General features: G+C 60.8%; 20 protein-coding genes, 2 tRNA genes and 1 pseudogene. 14 read left to right on the plus strand and 9 right to left on the minus strand.

The annotated features are described in order from the left end of the window. Positions 1-54 precede the first annotated feature (54 nt). Positions 55-599, plus strand: a pseudogene (locus EB235_RS19950) (SOS response-associated peptidase); the annotation flags it as partial. Here the strand turns inward: EB235_RS19950 and EB235_RS19955 are convergent. After that, on the minus strand, positions 600-863 hold the full coding sequence (locus tag EB235_RS19955) for a hypothetical protein (protein WP_027029318.1): 264 nt from the start codon (positions 861-863) through the stop codon (positions 600-602). It abuts the pseudogene before it with no gap. 192 nt (positions 864-1,055) lie between these two features. Continuing rightward, positions 1,056-1,358, minus strand: coding sequence for a hypothetical protein (locus tag EB235_RS19960; protein WP_027029317.1), 303 nt, complete (start codon positions 1,356-1,358; stop codon positions 1,056-1,058). Positions 1,359-1,687: 329 nt separating this feature from the next. On the opposite strand from EB235_RS19960, the gene EB235_RS19965 reads away from it, so the two are divergent. Continuing rightward, positions 1,688-2,152, plus strand: a complete 465-nt coding sequence (locus EB235_RS19965) for a hypothetical protein (protein ID WP_027029316.1) — start codon at positions 1,688-1,690, stop codon at positions 2,150-2,152. Between the two features lie 310 nt (positions 2,153-2,462). After that, on the plus strand, positions 2,463-3,017 hold the full coding sequence (locus EB235_RS19970; RefSeq protein WP_027029315.1) for a hypothetical protein: 555 nt from the start codon (positions 2,463-2,465) through the stop codon (positions 3,015-3,017). 218 nt (positions 3,018-3,235) lie between these two features. Here EB235_RS19970 and EB235_RS19975 read toward each other — a convergent pair. Further along, positions 3,236-3,310, minus strand: a tRNA-Asn gene (locus tag EB235_RS19975). Between the two features lie 29 nt (positions 3,311-3,339). Continuing rightward, entirely contained in the window at positions 3,340-3,648 is a 309-nt protein-coding gene (locus tag EB235_RS19980) for a hypothetical protein (protein WP_245268754.1), read from the minus strand. Here EB235_RS19980 and EB235_RS34820 point away from each other — a divergent pair. The 5 genes from EB235_RS34820 (at position 3,533) to EB235_RS20000 (ending at position 7,852) form a co-directional block, all read left to right on the plus strand. Beyond that, positions 3,533-3,820 carry a hypothetical protein gene (locus EB235_RS34820; RefSeq protein ID WP_027029314.1) on the plus strand — a complete coding sequence of 96 codons (288 nt, stop codon included), beginning with the start codon at positions 3,533-3,535 and terminating at the stop codon, positions 3,818-3,820. The two genes, EB235_RS19980 and EB235_RS34820, sit on opposite strands and share 116 nt — an antisense overlap. Before the next feature lie 479 nt (positions 3,821-4,299). Then, a tRNA-Cys gene (locus tag EB235_RS19985) sits at positions 4,300-4,373 on the plus strand. A 90-nt stretch (positions 4,374-4,463) separates the two neighbouring features. After that, positions 4,464-5,132, plus strand: a complete 669-nt coding sequence (locus tag EB235_RS19990) for a protein-L-isoaspartate O-methyltransferase family protein (RefSeq protein WP_027029313.1) — start codon at positions 4,464-4,466, stop codon at positions 5,130-5,132. A gap of 185 nt (positions 5,133-5,317) precedes the next feature. Further along, positions 5,318-6,703 carry a TolC family outer membrane protein gene (locus EB235_RS19995; protein WP_027029312.1) on the plus strand — a complete coding sequence of 462 codons (1,386 nt, stop codon included), beginning with the start codon at positions 5,318-5,320 and terminating at the stop codon, positions 6,701-6,703. Between the two features lie 270 nt (positions 6,704-6,973). Beyond that, positions 6,974-7,852: a PopZ family protein gene (locus tag EB235_RS20000; protein WP_027029311.1), complete on the plus strand. Its 879-nt coding sequence runs from the start codon at positions 6,974-6,976 to the stop codon at positions 7,850-7,852. Positions 7,853-7,910: 58 nt separating this feature from the next. Here the strand turns inward: EB235_RS20000 and EB235_RS20005 are convergent, their stop codons facing one another. After that, complete coding sequence (locus EB235_RS20005) at positions 7,911-8,543, minus strand: bleomycin resistance protein (RefSeq protein ID WP_027029310.1); 633 nt, start codon at positions 8,541-8,543, stop codon at positions 7,911-7,913. Positions 8,544-8,807: 264 nt separating this feature from the next. Here EB235_RS20005 and EB235_RS20010 point away from each other — a divergent pair, with 264 nt between their 5' ends. The 5 genes from EB235_RS20010 (at position 8,808) to EB235_RS20030 (ending at position 17,639) form a co-directional block, all read left to right on the plus strand. Continuing rightward, positions 8,808-11,591: a valine--tRNA ligase gene (locus tag EB235_RS20010; protein WP_027029309.1), complete on the plus strand. Its 2,784-nt coding sequence runs from the start codon at positions 8,808-8,810 to the stop codon at positions 11,589-11,591. A gap of 357 nt (positions 11,592-11,948) precedes the next feature. Then, positions 11,949-13,181 (plus strand): OmpP1/FadL family transporter, encoded by a 1,233-nt coding sequence (locus tag EB235_RS20015; RefSeq protein ID WP_027029308.1) that lies wholly within the window; start codon positions 11,949-11,951, stop codon positions 13,179-13,181. Between the two features lie 374 nt (positions 13,182-13,555). Then, complete coding sequence (locus EB235_RS20020) at positions 13,556-14,785, plus strand: OmpP1/FadL family transporter (RefSeq protein WP_027029307.1); 1,230 nt, start codon at positions 13,556-13,558, stop codon at positions 14,783-14,785. Positions 14,786-15,076: 291 nt separating this feature from the next. Next, entirely contained in the window at positions 15,077-16,801 is a 1,725-nt protein-coding gene (gene ilvD / locus EB235_RS20025; RefSeq protein WP_027029306.1) for a dihydroxy-acid dehydratase, read from the plus strand. Beyond that, positions 16,788-17,639, plus strand: a complete 852-nt coding sequence (locus EB235_RS20030) for a tetratricopeptide repeat protein (RefSeq protein WP_027029305.1) — start codon at positions 16,788-16,790, stop codon at positions 17,637-17,639. The genes ilvD and EB235_RS20030 overlap by 14 nt, the downstream gene beginning before the upstream one ends. A gap of 52 nt (positions 17,640-17,691) precedes the next feature. On the opposite strand, the gene EB235_RS20035 is transcribed toward EB235_RS20030, so the two are convergent. The 4 genes from EB235_RS20035 to erpA form a co-directional block, all read right to left on the minus strand. Further along, complete coding sequence (locus EB235_RS20035; protein WP_027029304.1) at positions 17,692-18,009, minus strand: hypothetical protein; 318 nt, start codon at positions 18,007-18,009, stop codon at positions 17,692-17,694. A 91-nt stretch (positions 18,010-18,100) separates the two neighbouring features. Then, positions 18,101-18,895 (minus strand): exodeoxyribonuclease III, encoded by a 795-nt coding sequence (xth, locus tag EB235_RS20040; RefSeq protein ID WP_027029303.1) that lies wholly within the window; start codon positions 18,893-18,895, stop codon positions 18,101-18,103. A gap of 6 nt (positions 18,896-18,901) precedes the next feature. Further along, positions 18,902-19,294, minus strand: a complete 393-nt coding sequence (locus tag EB235_RS20045) for a VOC family protein (protein WP_027029302.1) — start codon at positions 19,292-19,294, stop codon at positions 18,902-18,904. Between the two features lie 4 nt (positions 19,295-19,298). Further along, positions 19,299-19,646, minus strand: coding sequence for an iron-sulfur cluster insertion protein ErpA (gene erpA / locus EB235_RS20050; protein ID WP_027029301.1), 348 nt, complete (start codon positions 19,644-19,646; stop codon positions 19,299-19,301). Positions 19,647-19,722: 76 nt separating this feature from the next. Here erpA and EB235_RS20055 point away from each other — a divergent pair, with 76 nt between their 5' ends. Then, entirely contained in the window at positions 19,723-20,937 is a 1,215-nt protein-coding gene (locus tag EB235_RS20055; RefSeq protein WP_027029300.1) for a deoxyguanosinetriphosphate triphosphohydrolase, read from the plus strand. Positions 20,938-20,950 lie beyond the last annotated feature (13 nt).

Genomic DNA, 20,950 nt, shown 5'->3' on the forward strand with positions numbered 1-20,950 from the left:
CAAGCCTCAGCTATCGAATCATCCCGCGAAGAACTGTCCACCTCCATGGCTGGCTTCGTGTCAGCCAAGTGGGGATTGGTCCCCGGCTGGGCTCGTGACGACAGCGGCCGCCCGCCGCCCGTCAACGCGCGCTGCGAGACCATCGCGACCAATGGCATGTTTCGCAAAGCATACGCCTCACGGCGCTGCCTGGTCCCGGTGGACGGCTACTTCGAATGGCAGAACCTTGACGCCTCGGGCAAGAAGAAACAGCCTTATGCGATCGCTATGAAGGATGACGAGCCCTTCGCCATGGCCGGCATCTGGGAAGAGTATTCCGACAAGGTCACGGGGGAACTGATCCGCACCTTCGCGATCGCCACCTGCGAGCCGAATGAGATGATGGCGACCATCCATACAGGATGCCGGTGATCCTGGCGCCTTCCGATTATATGCGCTGGCTTGGCCCGGAACAGGATCCTCGGGACCTCATGAAGCCGTACCCGTCCGGCCTGATGAAGATGTGGCCGATCAGCGGCAAGGTCGGCAGCCCTCGTAACAACACGCCTGACATCATCGACGAAATCGGCCTTGGCCCCGATGACCTGTTCGACGTCTGATCACTCCATGTCGGGCACTTCACCACTCGCGAACAGGGTGGTCGGGGCGCCATAGTCGCCCAAGAGCGGGTCTGCGTAGCGGCTCCACGCAATCACGCCGGCGTGGCTGGATGCCAACGTCCTGGCGGTGCGAATGGTCCGATCCTCGCTCCGCTGATCGGTCGGGCCGAAAGCCGTGAACAGTTCTCCGTCTTCCCCGCGGTCGAAGGCAACGATCACAATCAGCTTTGGCTTCTCCTGGCCGGGCAGGATACTCTCAGACATTGCCACTCCCGAGATATTGGTCGCCATCGGAACGATGTGTAAGGCAGAACCAATGCGCAGGTTTCTTGGGCTTCGCATATCCAAACGGCGCGCTCTTGACGCACCCGTAATGCTCGCAGATGTGATTTTCGATGCGATGATATTCGCGCGGTGCCGGCGTCATTCCTTCAGCGACCTTGATTGGCTCGTAGCTCACAATTCAGCCAGCTCAAGCAGTAGATAGCTCTCCGGTACGGCATCGACCGGCCAATCCGCGCAGCACGCCGCTATTGCCGCCTTGTTCGCATCCATCCAGACAGAGGCGCCGTCGCTCTCAGTCTCGGTTGGTGCATGATCGTCAGAAAAGCTGGCAGCGTCCCACCCTTCAAGCGCGAACATACCGTCTGCGGCCTGCTCGGCGGATATTCCGGCTGCCGTAAAAACAGCCTTGGTCGCCTCGATGCTTCGATGCTTCCCTTCGGCGGAAGCGCTTTTGATCTCCAAGCGTAGCTTCATAGCTCATCTCCTGTGATCGTACGGTCGACAGTGAACAAAATGTGAACATTGAGTCAAGGGCACCCTTGACGATAGAGGAATATGTTCCTTATTTCGGGCTGTACCTGGAGCGGAAGGCCTATGGGAAAGCGCCGAAACGCGCCTAACGGCGAAGCTGTGTCGGAATTAGAGTTGGCAGCCCACCAAGCCATTGCTGTAGCCGGTGGGGACATCGTGGTCGCGTTGCTCAACGCGCTCGCGAGGAATTCCGTACTCGAACGCGAGTTGGCGCTTTCTCGCGTGGCGGTGTCATCAGGCTTTTCGCGCGGCTGGCATAAGGCGCGGCCGGCATGAGCAACAGCCACGAAGACAACTACCGGATCGAGGTATGGGATAGTGAGGACGAAAAGACGCTTCTCGAAACCATCAGCAAGGCTTCGGATTTTGCTGTCAGCATGGCGGCCTGGCAAGCCGCCATCCGTCGACGACCGGGCATGCTGTTGATCCACTACAACAGCCGGCACGTCATGGAAAAGATCACCACGCCGGGCGAGGTGAAGCTTCCGCCCCAGGCGATCATAAACGGAAGCGTCCACGCCGGCCTGGACGTGGCCCTCGGCGATTTGCGCGAGTGGCACGTCTTAAGGGCATCGTGCACGAAATGCTCGCACCAGGCCGAAGTCAAGCCGGCCGGGCTGATCCGTCGCTACGGCAAGGGAGCGCTGTTCAGCACCGTCGAGAGGGCACTATTCTGCACTAGTTGCAATAAGGGCGGTCCGGTTCGGCTCGAAATCCACAACATGCCGCGCGGTTAGATTAAAGAGGACCGGCAGCGGAAGCCGACGCGCGCCGACGAAGCCCTCGTTCTATGCGCAGGCGGCGGGGCGTTTAGTGTGCCAAGAAAGCGCCCAGATGATACCCGCTGCAAGCGCCAAGTTTAAGCAGGAATATGCGGGCACAAACGGCATGAAAAAAACGCAGGATAGCGCGGTTTCAGCGGTTTTACCGCTCGTTACACGAACGTGTCGGAAGTAAATTCGCGGATCATTAGAATCAAAATTCGCATGCCGATGAATGAAATATTGAGTACTCGGGCCGATAATAAGGCGTTCGGGAGACTTTACGATGAACAGCAGAATGCAAAGAGACTTTGGAAAGCGCACGAGCAACGTCGCCAGCTCTAAGTCGATCGTGGTTACTCCGGGCGGTCCATCCATGGCCGACTACGCCTTCTACGGCGCGCTTGGGCTGCCGCTACTGGCTGTCATAGGATTTCTTGGCGTTCTGCTGAAGGATCCTCCGTCACGCGATGACAAGTTGGCCCCGTCTCAACCCGCCACGTCAGCGTACGATGGCGGACTGCTTACGGAGGCGACTCGTGTGGATCCTGGCGAGCCCGTTGCAACGTACACGGTACAGAAGGTGACGTCCGAAGGCGCAGGAATCGTAAACGTGATCAACTCGAGGTACAGCGACAACACAGGCGCCTGGTTCACAAACGCCAGGTACGACTGTAACAAGGGAACGCGCTTTACCCTTGCAGGCGGGGAGAGCCAATCCTCGATGTCGACAAAGAGCAACGACTACAAGTGGGCCTATCTAGTAGATGGCTCATCCGCCAGCTTCGTCGCCCGATTTGCATGTTCGAGAGCTGGGTTGAAACTGCACGTGTCAGACTGAACGACGCCGGGATTTCGCGACGCCGTGACACATTTGGCCCGGAAGCGATCGCACTGTGACATGGCGTTCCTAAGTGTCTCGCAATTAGGAGCGGTTTGATGCTCTCAAGCCCCTTCATGGCACCATTTGGGGGTGCAACCAGATCTCTTCTCCGTACTTATGGCGTACATCGCAGCAAATTTCTTGAGAAGCCATATCGTTTAAGCGATTGAAAATATTGGCTCCCCGGGCCGGATTCGAACCAGCGACCAACCGGTTAACAGCCGGTTGCTCTACCACTGAGCTACCGGGGAACGGAGGCTCTTTGAGCAAGTGGCGCAGCCTATAGCAAACACCTTTCGGCTTTGCAAAGAACCATTTCGTATTTTTCCGAGACTTTTTCGCCCAAGCGTTTCTCGCAATCGGCGGGGTCCGCCCTCATATTAGCCGTCTTGGCGATGAGCGCGGAACCGAAACGGCGGTTGCGGCTTTCGTAAACAGGTATTTTCGAGCGACCATACGGGTAGCCATTGGCGATGACGGCAGCAGACGAAAACCGGATACCGGCACGAAAGCTCTCGATTTTCGGGCGCGAGTTCACCATGCCGCAATCGCGCGGCCTGAGAATCACGATCGGTATTCTTTTGACCATCGGCGGCATTCTCGGATTCCTGCCGATTCTTGGCTTCTGGATGGTTCCAATCGGGTTGCTGGTTTTGTCCTATGAATTCGCCATGGTGCGCCGCCACCGCCGTCGCTTCGTCATCTGGTGGGAGCGCAGGCGGAGGCCGGATCGAGCGGCACGCGTCAAACCGCAGGTTTGACCGCATCGCCCTTTGAATGCGCTAAACGCTTGATCGGGCTGGGGATTTTCGAGAGTCCGCCTTTCGGCCAGTGTCTCTTTCCAGGCCCTCACGAATGTCCCCGAGAACGACGGTCGCCGAGGCAAGGCGCGCCCGGTCACGCGGTGAAAGCATGCCGTCTACTGCAATGCAGTCGATCGCATAGCGCAACAATTCCCCGCATCCCGCTCGCGACAGTCCTTTCCAGGCGTTTGTTCCCTTGTTTTCTGGCCGCATGGCGCAGTCCTCCTTGCTTCCAACGGCGGCCAGCGCCCTGAGTTTCTCGCGATCGCCACGCATGCTTAATCTTTGGCTAATGCATGCGGTGACGGCAGTGGCCGCGATGCTCTAGGCGAGAGGGTGGAATTCATGCTGAGGAAACCGCTGGGAATGCGTGGTGGCCGCTTGACGCCATTTTCGCCGCAACCTATTGGAACCGGGTGGAACGCCGGGAGCAACGAGGCCTCGTGGCGGAGTGGTTACGCAGAGGACTGCAAATCCTTGCACCCCGGTTCGATTCCGGGCGAGGCCTCCAATACCCGAGCTCCCGCGCATCCGCGCTGGAGCTTGAAGTTCCGGTCGAAGTGTACCGCGTTGTCGACGCGGCAAGCGGATTGGTTGGGACATGAGCGCTGATTTCTCCGAGCTTCGCGTCAAGATGGTCGATGGCCAGGTCCGCACCACCGACGTGACCAGTGCGCCGCTGCTGGACGCCATGCTATCCGTGCCCCGTGAGCTTTTCGTCGGCGATCGCCAACGCGAACTTGCCTATATCGACGAAGACATCCGCATTGCCGACAGCGCCGACGGTGCACGCTACCTCATGGAAGCATCGCCGCTGGCCAAGCTGATGCAGCTGGCCGAGATCAACACAACCGATTCGGCGCTCGATGTCGGCTGCGGTACCGGCTACGCGTCGGCCATCCTGTCGCGATTGGCGAAGTCCGTCGTGGCCCTCGAAAGCGATTCTGCACTGGCGCAGACCGCGGCCTTGACCCTTTCCGGCCTTGGCTACGGCAATGTGACCGTTGTCCAGGGCGCATTGGCAAATGGTCATGCGGCCAAGGCGCCTTATGACGTCATCTTTGTCGGCGGCAGCGTCGAGAAAGTGCCGGTGCCGCTGCTCGATCAGCTCGCCGAAGGCGGCCGCCTGGTCGCGGTCGAAGGGCAGGGCAATTCGGGCGTGGCGCGACTCTTTTTTAAGGCTGGGGGGGTTGTAACCGGGAGACGGGCGTTTAATGCGGCAATTAAGCCACTACCCGGATTCGAACGTGAGCATGCTTTCGAATTCTGAATGATTTGGCCTTGCAGCGAAGGCTTTGTCATGGTCGCTTGCATTTGAACAAATCGTTGCTCATCCCAGACTGGGGGCACTTTGGGACCGAGCGACAGGGAACACTAAAACACGCCACGCCGGCTACTCCCAGGGAGAAGTTGGCGCGGCGCGGTTCTCATGGAAAACGAATGAGGGATATACCCGTGCCGTCTGTATCCAAGAGTCTCTTTGCCGCCGTCCTCGTTTCCGCGACCGCGCTTTCGCCCCTGGCCGCTTCAGCCGAAACCATCTCCGGCGCGCTTGCAAAGGCCTACCAGTACAATTCCACGCTGAATTCATCCCGCGCCGGCGTGCGTGTCACCGACGAGGGCGTCGCCATCGCCAAGTCGGGCTGGCGCCCGACGATCACGGGATCGGCCAACATCGACTATACCAACACCCGCCAGGCAAATGGCGGCGGCAACTCGAAGCTGACGAGCGGAAGCTACGGCATTCAGATTAACCAATCGTTGTTCGACGGCTTCCAGACCCGGAACAACGTGGCGGCCGCCGAATCGCAGGTCAAAGCGTCGGTGGAAAGCCTGCGCAACACGGAAGAGAACACGCTGTTCAACGCGGCCACGGCCTATATGGACGTGATTCGCGACCGCCAGATCGCTGTCTTGACCGAGCAGAACCTGCAGTTCCTGACCGAGCAGGCGCGTGCCGCGCGCTCGCGTTTCGAAGTTGGCGAGGGAACGCGCACCGACGTGGCCCAGGCCGATGCGTCGCGCGCTTCGGCTGTAGCCTCGCTCAGCGCCGCGCGCGCCCAGGCCTTGGCCAGTGCGGCAACCTATCACCAGGTGGTCGGCGACGAGCCGGGCAAGCTCAAGCCGGCTTCGCCCTTGGGCAGGTTGTTGCCGTCGAGCCTCAATGCCGCGATCGAGATCGGATCGAGGGAACATCCGGCCATTCTCGCCACCCAGCATCTTGTAGACGCCGCCGCGTTTTCCGTGAAATCGGCCGAAGGCGCGCTCCTGCCGCAGCTGTCGGCGTCGGCTGGCATTTCGGAAGATTACCGCAAGGCCATTCCAGACTCCACCGGTTCCAATGGCAATTCGACCTCGGCCAATATCGGCGCGACGCTGACCATTCCGATCTATTCGGGTGGCCGCACCTCCGCGGTCGTGCGTCAGAACAAGGAATCGTTGGGCGAAGCCCGTATCCAGGTCGATGTCAGCCGCGACCAGGTGCGCCAAGCCGTTGCCACGGCATGGTCGCAATACACCGCTGCGCAAGAGAGCGTCTCCGCCAACAGGCAAGTGGTCGATGCCGCGCAGTTGGCGCTGAATGGCGTCATCGAAGAGCGCAATGTCGGTCAGCGCACCACGCTCGACGTGCTCAACGCGCAGGCCACCGTCATCACCGCCAAGATCAATTCCGCCAATTCCGAGCACGACGTGGTGGTGGCGAGCTATGCCATCCTGTCGGCGATGGGCCGTCTGTCGGTCGACCGGCTCGCCTTGCAGGTGACGAAGTACAAGCCTGAAGAGCATTACAACGCCGTCAAGGACAAGTGGATCGGCGTGCGCACGCCGGACGGTCGCTGACGGCAGGCTGGCGACGGCGCGGATCGCATCGTCGCAAGCGGCTCGGCATTTGATAGAAAAGCCGAGCCCGGCCATCTGTTTGTTTGCGCAATCGCGGACAGCAACCTGTCACACGCCTTTGCTGAAATTGCTCTAATCTGTTGAAATCCCACAAGTCCCCAGATTGGGGATTCTCGCGCGGCGATCCGTCGGCTACGCTGTCGCCATGATTCGAATCCGGCTTTGCCGGAGCGGAAGACTACAGAGGTCACAAGGGCGGCGGATGTGACGATGGCAACGGCAAGCAGCGCACAGCGCGAACCTTCCATGGAAGAGATACTGGCTTCCATCCGGAGGATCATCGAGGACAGTGACAACGGCCGCAAGCAGCCGGGAGAAACCGATGAGTTGCGGCAGGATCTGGAGCCGGCGCTTGGCGTCGCCCAGGGTGCCGACGTCGACGCTTTTCGCGCCGAACTGCATGCCGCCCCCGAAGTCAGGAAACCGGTCGTTCTTGCGGAAGTCCAGGCGCTGTCGCCGGAGCCCGCGCGCATGGAATCGCAGCCGCGCATCGATCCTGCGCCGGTCAAGCCGTCGATGACGCTTGCCGAGGTCAGCGCCAGGATCGCGGCCGAGCCGGTGCCTGCCGGCAGGACCACGGCGCCAGTTATCCCGGAGGCTGAGGCGCCGCAGGCTGGCGTCCCGCAGGCCGAGGCGCCGCAGGCCAGTGCGACAAGCGATACCATTGTTGCCGATTGGCGGCGTGAGATCACGGCGGTCGGCGAGCAGGCGAAAGCGATACCGGACCGGAGCATTCGCAAGACGCTCGCCCAGCCCGAGGCGCCGGCGAGCCAACCGGTGGTGGAGGCTGCATTCGAGCGGCCTTCTTCAAGCGACGCTCCAGCAAGCACCTCGCAGGCGCGCGCGCCGGCAAGCGAGGCGCCCACGGCTCGTCCGGCAATCCTTTCCGAGCACACGGGCCGGCAGGTCGCCGCGGCCTTCGGCGAGCTGTCCGACGCCTTTGCCAGCCGTAGCAAGAAGACATTCGACGAGATGGCCGAGGAAATGCTGCGGCCGATGCTGCAGGACTGGCTGGACAACAATCTGCCGACGCTGGTCGAAAGGCTGGTGCGCGAGGAAATCGAGCGCGTGGCGCGCGGCGCGCAGTAATCTCCTCATACGATCGCTCTCGAAACGCTGCCCCATGAGGCGGCGTGTTCGTCGGAGGTCAGCCCGCGCTGGTTGCAAAGCAGATGAGGTTGCCGTCGGGATCCTTGACGATGAACGTGCGGGCGCCCCAGGGTTCGGTCCGCAATGTCTGATGGAACGGGGCCGTGGCCGCCTGATACTCCAGAAACAGAGCCTTGATGTTGTCGACAACGATCGTCGCCGCCAGTAGGTCATCGGTCGAGTTGGCGGCGAGCGGAGGCTTGTCGACATGGCGCAGGTTGAGCCGTGCGCCATCGCGGATGATTTGGGCATAGAAGGGCGGCTCGCCATAGGTGAAGCGCGTCTTGAAACCGAGCTTTTGCCGGTAGAAATTACAGGCGGCTTCGATATCCGAGACAAAGAGCTGTGGTTCGGCAAAGGCGAGATGCGGTTTTGCGCCGTCTGGTGCTGCATCATCGGTCATGGTTCGAAGGCCTTCCTTCAGCGCCTGCCAGCTCTCGAAACCTGACTTCCTGGCAACGAGTTCCTGGGCATCGACAAGCTTGAAGCCGTGATCGAGGATTTGGCTGTCGCTGAGATGGTGAAAACGCGGCAAGAGCCATCCAATCACGGCGGCGACCGGATAATACCGCTCGCGGTGCCATTTGAGATAGAGCTTGGCCTGTTTCTTGTGGTGTTCGAGTGTCGGCATGGGCGCATTGCGGGTTGAGATGGCGTAGGCGGGCAATGCCCCTCCGGCCGGAAGCCGATGCGCCCTACAGCAGCGTTAGTACGGTATTGCCGAGAAGTCCCCGGGTCAAGGCTCGAGCGCCAGCGGCACGGCATTCCGTTGAAATGAACACGGCCGCGCCTATCTGCTTGTGATGGACCGGGGCGGCCCTTGCGGTTGACTTGGCCAAGACCTTCCGATTTACACCGAACCAGCAAAAATCCCGACAGCGCGGACCGTTTCCCCATGCTTGAAAAGACCTACGACGCAAAGACCGTCGAGCCGAAGATCGCCAAAGTCTGGGAAGAGGCCGACGCGTTTCGCGCCGGGGCCGGCGCCGAGGAGGGGGCCGAGGCCTTCACCATCGTCATCCCGCCGCCCAACGTCACCGGCTCGCTGCATATGGGCCATGCGCTCAACAACACGCTGCAGGACATATTGGTCCGTTTCGAGCGCATGCGCGGCAAGAACGTGCTGTGGCAGCCCGGCATGGACCATGCCGGCATTGCCACGCAGATGGTGGTCGAGCGCCAGCTGATGGAAAAGCAGATCCACCGCCGCGATCTGACGCGAGAGCAGTTCATCGAGAAAGTGTGGGACTGGAAGGCTGAATCCGGCGGTGCCATCTTCAACCAGCTTAAGCGGCTCGGCGCCTCCGCCGACTGGTCGCGCGAACGCTTCACCATGGATGAAGGCCTGTCCAAGGCCGTGCTCGAAGTGTTTGTCGCCCTCTACAAGGAAGGCCTGATCTACAAGGACAAGCGCCTGGTGAACTGGGACCCGAAACTGTTGACCGCGATCTCCGATCTCGAGGTCGAGCAGCAGGAGGTCAACGGCAATCTCTGGCACTTCCGCTATCCAATCGAAGGCGAAACCTTCGACCCGGAAAATCCGAAAACCTTCATCATCGTGGCGACGACGCGTCCTGAAACGATGCTCGGCGATACGGCGGTCGCGGTGAATCCGGACGACGAGCGATACCGGCATCTGGTCGGCAAGAACATCGTTCTGCCGATCGTGGGCCGGAAAATCCCGGTCGTGGCGGACGCGTATTCCGATCCTGAAAAAGGTTCTGGCGCGGTCAAGATCACGCCGGCGCATGACTTCAACGACTTCGAGGTCGGCAAGCGCCACAAGCTGCCGGCGATCAACATCCTCACCATCGAAGCCGCCATCAAGTTGAAGGACAATGAGGACTTCCTTGCCGACCTCGATGTGACGCCGGAGCGCCAGGCCATTTGGGACGAACTCGATGGGCTCGACCGTTTCGTCGCGCGCAAGAAGATCGTCGAGCTGATGGAGGCCGGCGGCTTCCTCGACAAGATCGAGCCGCATCGCCACGCCGTACCGCATGGCGACCGTGGCGGTGTGCCGATCGAACCGTTCCTGACCGAGCAGTGGTATGCCAATGCCGCCGAACTCGCCAAGCCGGCGATCGCCTCGGTGCGCGAGGGCCGCACCAAATTCGTGCCGAAGAATTGGGAGAAGACCTATTTCGACTGGATGGAGAACATCCAGCCCTGGTGCATCTCGCGCCAGCTGTGGTGGGGTCACCAGATACCGGCCTGGTACGGGCCGGACGGTCGTGTCTTTGTCGAGAAGACCGAGGAAGAGGCTCTGGGCGCGGCGATCGAATATTATCTGGCTCTCGAAGGCCCCTGGAAGGCCTGGGTCGAGGACAAGCTGGAGAACTTCAAGCCGGGCGAGATCCTGACCCGCGACGAGGACGTGCTCGACACCTGGTTCTCGTCGGCGCTGTGGCCATTCTCGACGCTGGGCTGGCCGGATCAGACGCCGGAGTTGAAGACCTACTACCAGACCGACGTGCTGGTGACCGGCTTCGACATCATCTTCTTCTGGGTTGCCCGCATGATGATGATGGGCCTGCACTTCATGGACGAGGAACCGTTTCACACCGTCTATGTGCATGCGCTGGTGCGCGACAAGAACGGGCAGAAGATGTCGAAGTCGAAAGGCAACGTCATCGACCCGCTCGATCTGATCGACGAGTTCGGCGCCGATGCGCTGCGCTTCACACTGACGGTGATGGCGGCCCAGGGGCGCGACGTGAAGCTCGATCCGGCGCGCATCGCCGGCTACCGCAATTTCGGCACCAAGCTCTGGAACGCGACGCGCTTTGCCGAGATGAACGAAGTCGCCCGTAATGACGATTTCTGGCTGAACGACGCGAAACTGGCGGTCAACCGCTGGATCCTGACCGAGCTGACACTCGCCGCTCGCGAGATCACCGACGGCATCACCTCATACCGCTTCAACGAGGCGGCGGGTGCGGCCTATCGCTTCGTCTGGAACCTGTTCTGCGACTGGTATCTGGAACTGCTGAAGCCGGTGTTCATGGGTACGGACGAGGCCGCCAAGGCCGAAAGCCGTGCCTGCGTCGCCTTCGTGCTCGACGAGATCTACAAGCTCTTGCACCCGATGATGCCGTTCATGACGGAGGAATTGTGGGCGCAGACCGCGGGCGAGGGCAAGGAGCGCTCCTCGCTGCTCTGCCACGCCGCCTGGCCGGCGCCGGACTTCGAGGACGCGCAAGCGGCCGCCGATATCAACTGGCTGGTAGATCTCGTCTCCGGCATCCGCTCGGTGCGCTCGGAGATGAACGTGCCGCCGGCGGCCATCGCGCCGCTGGTTGTGGTCGGCGCCAATGAAGTGACACGTGAACGGCTGGCACGCGAGGAGTCGGCGATCAAGCGGCTGGCGCGCGTCGGCGACATCTCATTGGCTGACGCGGCACCGAAAGGCTCAGCACAGATCGTGCTCAACGAGGCGACGATCTGCCTGCCGCTCGGCAGCCTGATCGACCTCGCCGCCGAGGCTGCGCGGCTGCAGAAGGAACTGGCCAAGGTGACCGAGGAAATCGCGCGCCTGCACAAGAAGCTGTCCAACGAACGCTTCGTCGCCAGCGCGCCGGCCGAGATCGTCGACGCCGAGCGTGAAAAGCTCGCCGAATACCGCGATCAGCAGGAGAAGCTTTCGGTGGCGTTGACCAGGGTGCGCGACGCTGGTTGAGGGGGATTCGGAGCCCTTCGGTCTGCCATCAGGACAGGCTGTTTCTGCCTTCAAAACAGGCATTCCGTTGCGGTAATCTTGACGTAAAAGGAAGTTTGCGCCCCATTGTTGCCATAATGTAACAATGGGGCGTTATACCTGCCAAAACAGCCTTTTCCTGGCCTGTTTTGGGCAGTTTTCGCTGATTTGATCTGTCGATTTGCGCTCAAAAGCCGATTTTTAGGTCTATGGCGAGCGCCTGCACTTTGTCGAAAATACGTTCAAATCACCTGTACGTGTACGCCTCTTGAATTCGTTGTTGCACCGTTAACCTGAATTGGTTCTAGGTTGATGCACTGATGTTCGGGGAGGATTTTCATGAACAATTTGCGACTGAAAGCATTGGCGGGGGCAGGCTGCTTTTCACTGGTGGTATCGGCGGCGAGCGCTGGTGGCTTCGATCGCGGGGGCGTCAACATCGACCAGCTGTTTGATGCTGCGCCCTATTCGTTCGACGCCGGAGTGACGTACGTGTCGCCACAGCGCAAGCTCAAGAACGTGCAGCGTCTGGATGGTTCAGGTCTGTCGACATCGGAAGTAGACGTCGGCGGTGACTATGCTGTGCCTCGGATCGGAATCAAGGCCAACATATTCGAACCGGTCGACTGCCTCGCAAGCTATTCCAAGCCCTACGGCGCTGACGCCGACTACGGGACGAACAACGCTTATTCGCCGACCGCAACCAAATACTCGGTCAAAACCAACGATTATGGCCTCACCTGCTCCTACAAGTTCAATGTCGGGAAAGGCGCCTTTAGATTTATCGGCGGCGTTTCTTATCAGGACGTCGATGCATTCTTGTCTCGCCAGACGCTTTTGGCTTATGGCAATACAGGCCTCGGGAAGTTCCACCTTACAGACTCAGCATGGGGATGGCGCGCGGGCGCCGCGTATGAAATCCCAGACATCGCACTGCGCGGCAGCCTGATGTATTTTTCCAGCTACAAGTACGACGGCCTGTCAGGCACCGTCGACACAACAGGTTTCCGTGGAGGTCCAGTTGCCGATTCAGTTCCTGGGTCAACAGGCGTTTTCCCTGTAAGCGCGTCGGCGGAAATACCTCAGGCTTTGGAGTTTAAGCTTCAGACCGGCGTAGCTCCAGGTTGGCTCGCATTTGGCTCTGTCCGCTGGCAGCAGTGGAGCAAACTTGGGATTATTCCGATCAAAGGAGTGCGTAGTCCCGTGACCGGTGGCATACCGAATTCGCCGGATTCGCCCGTCTCCTTCGATCTGCTTTATCGCGATGGATGGACGATTTCGGGTGGTATCGGCCACAAGTTTACTGACCAGCTATCGGGCCTGATTTCGCTGACATGGGATCGCGGAACTTCGACCACATCCGGTTTTCAATCGGACACATATGCTGTGGCGACAGGCATTTCCTATTCGCCGAACGACAAAGTGGAAGTCAGGCTTGGCGGATCGATCGGCGTGCTGACTAGCGGTTCGTCGACCTTCACTGGTGTGGGCGACACGGCAAATGCCATAAGGTATACTTATGGCAACGATCTACTCTTGGCGGGCTCGGCTTCCGTCAAAGTGAAATTCTAAGCGTCTAGAAAAGTCTGCGCGAAAAGGCCGGGCATTGCCCGGCCTTTTTTTGCCGACCTGTCTTCTCATGACAAGCATTCCGCTGCGTCACTGTTGACGTAAACGGAAGTTTTTGCCGCATTGTTGCCGTAATGTAACAGTGAGCCCATTTGCCTTCGGTGATGGTGTTATTCAGCCATTTTGGCCGGTTTTCGCAGGTTTTTCGCGGCTGCCTTGCACACTGGCAGGCGTCTTGAGCGCGGCCGCGTCGATGCTCGCAGCCTCAGAATTCATTTTCCGAAAATACGTACACGTACGCCTCTTGAAATCGCTGTTGCACTACCCAGGCAATTGGTTCTTGCTTGGGTTGTATTCGAAATTCGGGGAGGCGATTCATGAACAATCTGCGTCTTAAAGCACTGCTGGGGGCGGGATGCTTTTCGCTGGCTTTGCTCGGGACCGCGGTGAACGCGGCGCATGCCGGTGGCTTGGAGCGTGGGGGTTACGACGTCGACCTGTTGTTCGATCCGGCCCCATTCGCTTCGGACGTCAGCGGGACTTATGTCATGCCCGAGCGCAAACTCAAGAATGCGGTGGACACCGCCGTCGGCGGACCACCCCTGACGGTTAGTAGTACGGCTAACAATACCGAGAGCTACTGGGTACCCTATGTTGGCGTCAAGGCGACGATTGGTTATGGCGTGGACTGTATGCTGGATTATTCGCAGCCATGGGGCGCGAGTTCAAACCCCGGCATCTGGAACGGCTCCTATTCCAACATCAACACCCAAATCAAAAGCAACAATTACGCCGGCACCTGCTCCTACAAGATGGATGCCGGCAAAGGGCAGCTCCGCTTTATTGGCGGCGTTTTCTACCAGGAGGTCTATGGCTTCAAGGAAAGCTACGCCAGCCCGTTCCTGGGCACCACAATTGGCCGTGTGGACCTGACCAGCAGTGGCTGGGGCTGGCGCGCCGGTATCGCCTACGAAATCCCCGACATCGCGCTGCGTGCCAGCCTCGTCTACAATTCGCAGGTGAAGCTCGACAATATCGCGGGCACCCTGAACGTCGGCGGTGTCGTCAACAACATCTACGCTCCGACACAGTCGATGCCGGATTCACTGGAACTGAAACTCCAGTCCGGCATTGCGCCCGGCTGGCTCGCCTTCGGTTCGATCAAGTGGGTCAATTGGAGTGTGCTGCAGAGCGTTCCGATTTGCACGACAGCGTCCCAACCGTTTCCGTGCTCAAGCGGAGTTACGAATCCGCTTATCAGGCCGACTTCGCTTGATCTGATGTATCGTGACGGCTGGACGGTCACCGCGGGCCTCGGCCACAAGTTCAACGAGCAGTGGAGCGGCGCCGCGCAGATATCGTGGGATCGTGGCACCTCGCATGGCTATGGCGATCAGACCGATACCTGGACGCTGGGCGGTGGTGTTGCCTACACGCCAACTCCCAATATCGAACTTCGTCTTGCCGGCGCTATCGGTGTACTGACCAGCGGCCATTCGGGTACGCTGACCGACCAGAATGGCTATACGGCCGGCACTGACGTCGCTTACGACTTCGGCAACGATCTGGTCACGGCAATATCGGGCGGCGTCAAGATCAAGTTCTAAGCTTTTGAAAGTGCTAATAAAAGGCCGGGCATTGCCCGGCCTTTTTTTGTTTGCGCCGGCATCACCGATACGCCGGTCATACAAGCCGCGTTGCATATAAGCCGCACTGTGGTCGGCTCGTGCGATTGTGACGTTTTGGCAACACTTTCTGAACAACCCCTGCGCTAAAAGTCAGGTCGAGGAAATTGCCCATTTCCCGCCATAAACCCGGCGCACCTCGAACTTGTCTCGGGACACGCGCCAAAAGGCTCGGCGATGGGGCAGGCCGCACCGCCCGCGGCAAGGAAGAGAATGGACGCCAAAGTCATTTCCAAGGCTAAGCTCCCTAGCCGCCATGTGACTGTCGGTCCGGCACGTGCGCCGCACCGGTCCTATCTCTATGCCATGGGCCTGTCGGCTGCCGAGATCGCGCAGCCGCTGGTCGGCGTCGCCTCCTGCTGGAATGAAGCGGCACCTTGCAACATCTCGCTGATGCGCCAGGCGCAGGTGGTCAAGAAGGGGGTAGCTGCCGCCAACGGCACGCCGCGCGAATTCTGCACCATCACCGTCACGGACGGTATCGCCATGGGTCACCAGGGGATGAAGTCGTCGCTGGTGTCGCGCGAGGTCATCGCCGATTCGGTCGAACTCACCATGCGTGGCCATTGCTATGATGCGCTGGTCGGGCTCGCCGGCTGCGACAAGTCGCTGCCGGGCATGATGATGGCCATGGTGCGCCTCAACGTGCCGTCGATCTTCATCTATGGAGGTTCGATCCTGCCTGGCAGCTATCGCGGCCGCCAGATCACCGTGCAGGATGTGTTCGAGGCGGTCGGCCAGCATTCTGTCGGCGCGATCAGTGATGCCGAACTGCTTGAAATCGAACAGGTCGCGTGTCCGTCGGCCGGTTCCTGCGGCGCCCAGTTCACCGCCAACACCATGGCCACCGTCGCCGAGGCGATCGGCCTGGCGCTGCCCTATTCCTGCGGCGCGCCGGCGCCCTACGAGATGCGCGACCGCTTCAATTTCGCCTCCGGCGAAAAAATCATGGAGCTGATCGCCAAAAACATCCGGCCGCGCGACATCGTCACGCTGAAGGCGCTGGAGAACGCGGCGACCGTGGTTTCGGCCACTGGCGGATCGACCAACGCAGCGTTGCACCTGCCGGCGATCGCGCATGAGGCTGGCATCAAGTTCGACCTCTTCGACGTGGCGAAAATCTTCGAGAAGACGCCCTACATCGCCGACCTCAAGCCGGGCGGCAAATATGTCGCCAAGGACATGTTCGAAGCCGGCGGCATTCCGCTGCTGATGAAGACCTTGCTCGACCACGGCTACCTGCATGGCGACTGCCTGACGGTCACTGGCCGCACTTTGGCCGAAAACATGGAACATGTTGCCTGGAATGAACAGCAAGACGTGGTCCGCCCGGCCAACAGACCAATTACCCAAACCGGCGGTGTCGTGGGGTTGAAGGGAAACCTTGCCCCCGAAGGCGCGATCGTGAAGGTCGCGGGCATGGCGGAGTTGAAATTCTCCGGCCCGGCGCGCTGCTTCGATTCGGAAGAGGAATGTTTCGAGGCGGTGACGCATCGCAACTACAGAGAAGGCGAGGTTCTCGTCATTCGCTACGAAGGACCGCGCGGCGGCCCGGGCATGCGCGAGATGCTGTCAACGACGGCGGCACTCTATGGCCAGGGCATGGGCGGCAAGGTGGCGCTGATCACCGACGGCCGCTTCTCGGGCGCGACGCGCGGCTTCTGCATCGGCCATGTCGGGCCGGAAGCAGCCGTGGGCGGCCCGATCGGTTTGCTGAGGGATGGTGACGTGATCTCGATCGACGCCGTGAACGGCACGATCGACGTTGCGTTGTCCGATGAAGAACTGGCGGCGAGGGCAAAGACATGGAAGGCGCGCACGACCGATTACCAGTCGGGCGCGATATGGAAATACGCACAGACGGTCGGGTCTGCCCGCGACGGCGCGGTCACCCATCCGGGCGGTGCGAAAGAAACACACTGCTATGCGGATATCTGAGTTGTTGAAGTCAACACCAGAGTTGTTGAGGTCATCTGTCCTTTCGGCACTGGTCGCTGTTGCGATCTTTGGCGCCGTGGGCCATGCCATGGCCTTCGACGACAAGGTGTTCGACGACAAGACCGGCGTGAAGCCGCAGTCGAGCCCGTGGGCGGTGTTCCAGTTCGGCTTCTCCGCCTACAAGAGCGGCCACAAGGAACAGGCCGCCGAGGCCTATAAATACGCCGCCGAAAACGGCCAGATCGGCGCCACCTGGAAGCTTGCCCGCATGTATGCCGAAGGCGACGGCGTGGCCCGCGACGACTATGAAGCGTTCAAGTTCTTCTCCGAGATCGTCGACCAGGATGTCGAGCCGGGTTCACCGGAAGAAAGCTACGTCTCCGACGCGCTGGTGGCGCTCGGCGATTATCTGCGCACGGGTATCCCCGGCAGCCCAGTCACCGAAAACGAGGTGGCGGCCCAGGAATACTACATGCGCGCCGCAGCCAACTACCGCAATCCGAACGCCCAGTTCGAAATGGGGCAGATGTTCCTGAAAGGCGAGGGCGGCGTGAAGGCCAGCGTCAAGCAGGCCGGGCGCTGGTTCCAGCTCGCCGCCGAAAAGGGCCATGCCGGTGCGCAGGCGACGCTTGGCCATCTCTTGTTCCAGAGCGGCAAGATCGTTCGCGGCCTGGCGATGATGACCGCGGCGCTCGAACGCGCCTCGCCGGCCGATCAGCCCTGGATCCGCGGCATGCAGGAAGAGGCTTTTGCCGCCGCCGGCGAAGCCGACCGTCGCACCGCGATCTCGCTGGCGGATGACATCCTGACCAAGGGCACCGCCAACACGGACCAGTAGGGTTGTCTGCCGATCTCCCCACGAGAGGTGGAAGATCAGCTAATGCGAAAAATCAGTTCTCGGTGGGCTCTGTCGGCACCATGCTTGGCGCGGGCGTCGAGATCGGCGTGACGTGCAGGTGCGGCGCCATCGTGTTTCCGGGGCAGCTGTCGCCGACCTTCGTCCATGAGGTATTGTTGAGCACCATTTCGCAGCGGGCCAGATGACTCTGGTCGGCCACAGTCAGGCAGGCGACCTGACCGACTGAATAGGATTTTCCATTGGCGAGACATTCCGGCGCGGCGAAAGCCGGCGCGATAGCTGCCATGGCAAGTGCCACGCCGATCGGACAAAGAGCAAATCGAATGGTCATGGGAACCCCGGCCGCCATGATGATTGCCCATCATGCGCCCGATTTGTGGCGATACAAGGTCGTTGTGGCGGCACAAGGGTCGGGCGATTCGCCGGCAGAAGGATTTCCGTCAGGCCGGCTGCAGGGCGAGGTCGATTGCCACCGGCACGTGGTCTGATGGTTTTTCCCAGGCACGCACATGCTTTTCGATCGAGGCCGACGAGAATCGGTTGGCGGCTTCCGGCGACAACAGCAGATGGTCGATGCGGATGCCGTTGTTCTTCTGCCAGGCGCCGGCCTGATAATCCCAGAATGTATAGGTGTCGGGCGCATCGGTGACCGCGCGCACCGCTTCGGTAAAACCGAGGTTGAGCAGCCGGCGGAAGGCTTGCCGCGTCTGCGGCTGGAACAGCGCATCGCCCAGCCAGTTCTCCGGAAAACGCGCGTCGATCGGCTCGGGAATGACATTGTAGTCGCCGGCCAGCACGAGCGCCTCTTCCAGCCTCAGGCGCTCTTCGGCCCAGCGTTCCAGGCGCGCCATCCAGGACAGCTTGTAGGGAAATTTTTTCTCGTCATCGATCGGATTGCCGTTCGGCAGATAGAGCGAGACGACGCGTAGCGCGCCCTTGTCGGTGGAGAACACGCCTTCGATGAAACGCGCCTGTTCGTCGGTGTCGTCGCCCGGCAGTCCCCGGTTCACTTCATCAAAGCGCAGCTTCGACAGGATGGCGACGCCATTAAAGCCCTTCTGGCCATGGGTTTCGACGTTATAGCCAAGCGCTTCGATCTCGGCGCGTGGGAACTGCTCGTCGACCGTCTTGATCTCCTGCAGGCAGACGATGTCGGGCGCGCTTTCGGTCAGCCAGTGGGTGAGGTTGCCGATGCGGGCGCGAACGCCGTTGATGTTCCAGGTGACGATTTTCATGATGGTCTATTCTTCCTGCGGCGGATGGCGTTCGACCAAGCCGATCGTATTGCCAGCCGGGTCTTTTAGGAAGGCCATCCATTCGCTTTCCCCCGCCGGACCGAATGTGCCTTCGGTGTCGCGATGGACAAGCGTCGGCGGCGCGGTGAAGGGGACGCCGGATGCCTTGGCGTCGGCGTGGAAGGCTTCGAGGCCTGTAATGTCGAGATAGACCGTGCCGGCCGGAACGCCGTCGGTGAACAGCAGGCGCACATCGCCCGCCATGATGAAGGCAATACCGGGGGGATCGTAGCGGGCGTGAACGCCCATGCCGAGCACGTCGCGCCAGAAGGCCAGCGTCGAATCAAGGCTGCGTCCGGCGGACAGCGCGACCTGACGGACCGCGCCGATGGCAGGCATGCCACTAGATGGAGAAACTGGTGCCGCAGCCGCAGGAGGCGACCGCATTGGGATTGCGGATCTGGAACGACTGGCCCATCAGGTCGTCGACGAAGTCGATCACCGAGCCGCCCATGTAAACCAGCGACAAATCGTCGATCAGCACCGTGGCGCCGTCCTTCACGATGGCGACGTCGTCATCGTTACGCGCATCGACCAGATCGAACTTGTAGGAAAAGCCGGAGCAGCCGCCACCTTCGACGGAAACGCGCAGCGCCGTCTTGCCGGCGTCACCCGAAACGATTTTCGCGATCCGCTTGGCGGCGGACTCGGTCATTTCGACTTTCATGGCGGTCTTGGCATCAGCGCCCATGGGCGTCACCTTGCTTTCGGTTTCACATGATAGGTATGAAGCGCGAGGGGCCAAGTCAACTGCGGCAGCATCAGCCATGACCAATGAGTTGGGCGACATCGGATTCGGCTACCGGCCGCGCGCGGCCTATGCCACCGATCCGGCGCGCTCGCGCGGGCGGCTGTTCGATGAGGTCGAAAGCCCGACCCGCACGCCGTTCCAGCGCGACCGTGACCGCATCATCCATTCGACCGCGTTCCGGCGGCTGAAGCACAAGACCCAGGTCTTCATCGCCCATGAAGGCGACCATTATCGCACAAGGCTGACCCATTCGATTGAGGTGGCGCAGATCGCGCGTGCCTTGGCGCGAGCGCTACGCGGCGACGAGGATCTCGCCGAGGCGGTGGCCCTTGTGCATGATTTCGGCCACACGCCCTTCGGCCACACCGGTGAGGATGCGCTGAACGAGAAGATGGCCACCTGGGGCGGTTTTGATCACAACGCGCAGTCACTGCGCATCGTGACGCGGCTGGAGCGCCGCTATGCCGAATTCGATGGGTTGAACCTGGCCTGGGAAACGCTGGAGGGCCTGGTCAAGCACAATGGCCCCCTGACGGACGCTGGCGGCAAGGGCCTGAAAGGGCCGGTACCGCAAGCGATCCGCGATTATTCGGAGCTGCAGGATCTTGAGCTTGACCGGTTCGCCGGCATCGAAGCGCAGTGTGCGGCGATCGCCGACGACATTGCCTACAACACGCATGACATCGACGATGGCTTGCGGGCAGGGCTGCTGACGCTCGACATGCTGGAGACGGTTTCGCTGCCGGGAACGATCCTGGCCGGCGTGCGCGAGCGCTACCCCGCGCTCGATGATGTGCGCACCGGGCATGAGCTGATGCGGCGGCAGATCACCGCCATGGTCGAGGATGTCATCGTCTCCACGACCGCCAATCTGGAGCGTGTCGGGCCGCGGAGTGCCGATGCGGTGAGGGCAGCAGGCGAGACGATGGTGACCTTTTCCGCCGAGATGGCAGCTGCCGAGAAGGAACTGAAGGCGTTCCTCTACAAGCATCTCTACCGGCACAAGGAGGTGATGCGCGTGCGCGCCGACGCCGACCGGATCGTCCGAGACCTGTTCGACGTCTATTTCGTTGACCCGCGCGCCATGCCGGACGGTTGGCGCGAGGGGTTGGACCGGGCCGAGGACCGCATCAAGGCGCGCAGCGTTGCGGACTTCCTGGCGGGCATGACCGACACCTACGCGCTCAAGGAACACCGGCGTTTGTTTGACCATACGCCGGATTTGAGCTAGGGCGGGCGCGATT

It is taken from the genome of Mesorhizobium loti R88b (assembly GCF_013170845.1).
Classification (GTDB): domain Bacteria; phylum Pseudomonadota; class Alphaproteobacteria; order Rhizobiales; family Rhizobiaceae; genus Mesorhizobium; species Mesorhizobium loti_B.

Excerpts from the sequence above, each read along its gene's own strand:
- EB235_RS19955 (WP_027029318.1), bottom strand. The coding sequence starts at position 863 with ATGTCTGAGAGTATCCTGCCCGGCCAGGAGAAGCCAAAGCTGATTGTG.
- EB235_RS19960 (WP_027029317.1), bottom strand. The coding sequence starts at position 1,358 with ATGAAGCTACGCTTGGAGATCAAAAGCGCTTCCGCCGAAGGGAAGCAT.
- EB235_RS19965 (WP_027029316.1), top strand. The coding sequence starts at position 1,688 with ATGAGCAACAGCCACGAAGACAACTACCGGATCGAGGTATGGGATAGT.
- EB235_RS19970 (WP_027029315.1), top strand. The coding sequence starts at position 2,463 with ATGAACAGCAGAATGCAAAGAGACTTTGGAAAGCGCACGAGCAACGTC.
- EB235_RS34820 (WP_027029314.1), top strand. The coding sequence starts at position 3,533 with ATGACGGCAGCAGACGAAAACCGGATACCGGCACGAAAGCTCTCGATT.
- EB235_RS19980 (WP_245268754.1), bottom strand. The coding sequence starts at position 3,648 with ATGGTCAAAAGAATACCGATCGTGATTCTCAGGCCGCGCGATTGCGGC.
- EB235_RS19990 (WP_027029313.1), top strand. The coding sequence starts at position 4,464 with ATGAGCGCTGATTTCTCCGAGCTTCGCGTCAAGATGGTCGATGGCCAG.
- EB235_RS20000 (WP_027029311.1), top strand. The coding sequence starts at position 6,974 with ATGGCAACGGCAAGCAGCGCACAGCGCGAACCTTCCATGGAAGAGATA.
- EB235_RS20005 (WP_027029310.1), bottom strand. The coding sequence starts at position 8,543 with ATGCCGACACTCGAACACCACAAGAAACAGGCCAAGCTCTATCTCAAA.
- EB235_RS20010 (WP_027029309.1), top strand. The coding sequence starts at position 8,808 with ATGCTTGAAAAGACCTACGACGCAAAGACCGTCGAGCCGAAGATCGCC.
- EB235_RS20015 (WP_027029308.1), top strand. The coding sequence starts at position 11,949 with ATGAACAATTTGCGACTGAAAGCATTGGCGGGGGCAGGCTGCTTTTCA.
- EB235_RS20020 (WP_027029307.1), top strand. The coding sequence starts at position 13,556 with ATGAACAATCTGCGTCTTAAAGCACTGCTGGGGGCGGGATGCTTTTCG.
- ilvD (WP_027029306.1), top strand. The coding sequence starts at position 15,077 with ATGGACGCCAAAGTCATTTCCAAGGCTAAGCTCCCTAGCCGCCATGTG.
- EB235_RS20030 (WP_027029305.1), top strand. The coding sequence starts at position 16,788 with ATGCGGATATCTGAGTTGTTGAAGTCAACACCAGAGTTGTTGAGGTCA.
- EB235_RS20035 (WP_027029304.1), bottom strand. The coding sequence starts at position 18,009 with ATGGCGGCCGGGGTTCCCATGACCATTCGATTTGCTCTTTGTCCGATC.
- xth (WP_027029303.1), bottom strand. The coding sequence starts at position 18,895 with ATGAAAATCGTCACCTGGAACATCAACGGCGTTCGCGCCCGCATCGGC.
- EB235_RS20045 (WP_027029302.1), bottom strand. The coding sequence starts at position 19,294 with ATGCCTGCCATCGGCGCGGTCCGTCAGGTCGCGCTGTCCGCCGGACGC.
- erpA (WP_027029301.1), bottom strand. The coding sequence starts at position 19,646 with ATGGGCGCTGATGCCAAGACCGCCATGAAAGTCGAAATGACCGAGTCC.
- EB235_RS20055 (WP_027029300.1), top strand. The coding sequence starts at position 19,723 with ATGACCAATGAGTTGGGCGACATCGGATTCGGCTACCGGCCGCGCGCG.